This window comes from Mesorhizobium sp. M4B.F.Ca.ET.214.01.1.1, assembly GCF_004791545.1.
Lineage (GTDB): Bacteria > Pseudomonadota > Alphaproteobacteria > Rhizobiales > Rhizobiaceae > Mesorhizobium > Mesorhizobium abyssinicae.
The window spans coordinates 1-330 of sequence record NZ_SRUX01000187.1 but is presented as its reverse complement, the minus strand read 5'-3'; the positions used below and the strand labels follow the sequence as shown (position 1 = coordinate 330).

General features: G+C 64.2%; 1 protein-coding gene. It reads right to left on the bottom strand.

Annotated features, from left to right (window positions below; genetic code table 11):
* Window positions 1-330, bottom strand: a 330-nt coding sequence (locus tag EN857_RS33825) for a carbohydrate ABC transporter permease (RefSeq protein ID WP_135897713.1), incomplete at both ends; no start/stop codon positions are given.

Genomic DNA, 330 nt, shown 5'->3' with positions numbered 1-330 from the left:
TGGCGGCCGAGGCGATGCCGGGCCGCGCCAGCGGGAATTCGACCTGCCAGAAGGCCTGCCAGCGCGTGCAGCCGTCAATTTGCGCGGCTTCGGCCAAATCCTTCGGCACCTGGCGGAAGAAGCCGTCGATCAGCCAGATGGTAAAGGGGATGTTCAGCGCCACATAGACTAGGATCATGCCGAAATGCGTGTCAATGATGCCGAGCCGCGCATAGACGAAGAAGAGCGGCAGCGACATGGCGATGCCGGGAACGGTGCGGGTCAGCATCAGGCCGAGGAACATGCCTGACTTGCCGCGGAAGCGGTAGCGCGCGAAGGCATAGCCGCCGG